The 1,599-nt window shown below is 62.4% G+C and carries 2 protein-coding genes; one reads left to right on the top strand and one right to left on the bottom strand.

The window, feature by feature from the left end; translation table 11 throughout:
* Positions 1–120: 120 nt before the first annotated feature.
* Positions 121–414: a transposase gene (locus tag ABZ453_RS51250; protein WP_359026969.1), complete on the bottom strand. Its 294-nt coding sequence runs from the start codon at positions 412–414 to the stop codon at positions 121–123.
* Positions 415–940: 526 nt separating this feature from the next.
* Between ABZ453_RS51250 and ABZ453_RS51245 the strand changes: the two genes are divergently transcribed.
* Entirely contained in the window at positions 941–1,417 is a 477-nt protein-coding gene (locus tag ABZ453_RS51245; RefSeq protein WP_359026967.1) for a hypothetical protein, read from the top strand.
* Positions 1,418–1,599 lie beyond the last annotated feature (182 nt).

Raw genomic sequence — 1,599 nt, 5'->3', positions numbered from 1 at the left:
TCGTGACGCTCCGAGGAGAAGGCGTGCAGCACCTCATGACGGGCACCCTGGCCTCCGGATGGCAGGTCATCGAGGGCGCCAACCCGTTGCCCTAACCCAGCGATCCACAGGAATTGACAATTACTCGTCGCCGCACGAACGTCGCTCCCAGGCTTCGTTGGGTGCCTGGGCGAAGAGGTGATCGATGCGTCCGAAGTGCGGCACCTGCTGGGACTTGGGGACCGCGAGCACGTATCCCAGGCCGGTCTCCTCCAGCATGCGGCGCAGCCGCCACTCCTGGCCGTAGGCGGCGTCCGCGGTCACCCAGGCGATGGGCAGCGGCGAGGCGATCGCCCGCAGCATGCGGTGGCCCGCTGCACCGTCGCGCGCCCGATGTGAGAGCTCGGTATCCAGGGCGCGCTGCGCGGCAAACACGTCATCACCACGATCCCCAGCAGAGAGGTCCAGCGGGCCCCTGACCTGGTCGACCGCGACTTCGTCGCCGCGCCGGTCAACGATTGACGCCTTGAGCTGCTGCGCGAGCAGTCAGCGACCGCTCCGCACGGCACCAGCGGACGACTTGCTCACGAACCTTACCGAGCCACCCCCGGCCTTTGACACGAAGTACATCGCAATTGAGGTGCGGTCAGCACGAAGGGACGGATGTCGTTTGCCTCTACGACCGACAACATCAACCCGATATAAATGGCCCTGTCTCACATTCGATGGTAACAGGCGGTGATGATGGTTACCTGTATCGATTTACCCACCTCAACCGCCTGCCGACATCTGAATGATGAGCTCGCCACAGGCAGCGAAGCGAGGTCGCGGGCGGGCGCCCGCGCGGTTCGACTAGGTTTTCTTATCATGACTTTTAGTTACCATCGCAAGTGAGACAGAGCCATATAAATGATACTGCCCAGATTTCAGCCCCATATTGAGAATCGGAGGAGCGCCAGTCATGCGGACCCTGCCAGCCAAAACCCTCATCGCCACCATCCGTGCGAGACAGCCCATAGCCGGACCGCTGGTTCGTACCGCTGCCGTGGTGACCGCGCTGTCCGCCGTCGCCACAGTCGCGATCGCACCCGCCGCGCAGGCGCAGCCAGGTCGACGGCTGTGTGTGTACAGCTGGAACATGCCTCGGGTGGAGTACAGCACCAGCGGTAAACGGGACTTCCACTCCTTCGTCGCTGTCGACCTCGGCAAAGACCAGGGATGTCCGGTCGTGGACCAGACGAAGTTTGGCTACACGATCGCCAGGAGTCAGCCCGTCAATAAGATCACCTGCGAGAGCTGGCCGGCGGACCTCAACCCGTGGCCTGGTAACGATATTTGCAAGAAGTTGCAAGACGATGCCGTCTTCGAGGCGCGCCACTACGACAACGGTGCCCCCCTGGGACACGCAATCGGCGGGAGCATCTTTCAGTACCAGTGATCTAGCCTCGATCTTTCTTGACGGTCTGCCGACGGAGTCGGCAGACCGTTTCGTGTTCCGTGGGGTTCCACTGCTCCGGGGACGATGGTGAGCTGCCCCGAGTTTCATAGAGTCCGGTGATCTTGTTTCAGGCGGAATGCTGGGTGGCTTCCTGTTGTCGCCACCAGGCGCGTTCGTACTCG

This window comes from Streptomyces sp. NPDC005799, from assembly GCF_040630525.1.
In the GTDB taxonomy this organism is placed as follows: domain Bacteria; phylum Actinomycetota; class Actinomycetes; order Streptomycetales; family Streptomycetaceae; genus Streptomyces; species Streptomyces griseorubiginosus_B.
This window is presented reverse-complemented; position numbering and strand designations above follow the sequence as displayed.

Bases quoted from the DNA above. Each gene is read 5' to 3' on its own strand.
- ABZ453_RS51245 (WP_359026967.1), top strand. From the start codon at position 941: ATGCGGACCCTGCCAGCCAAAACCCTCATCGCCACCATCCGTGCGAGA.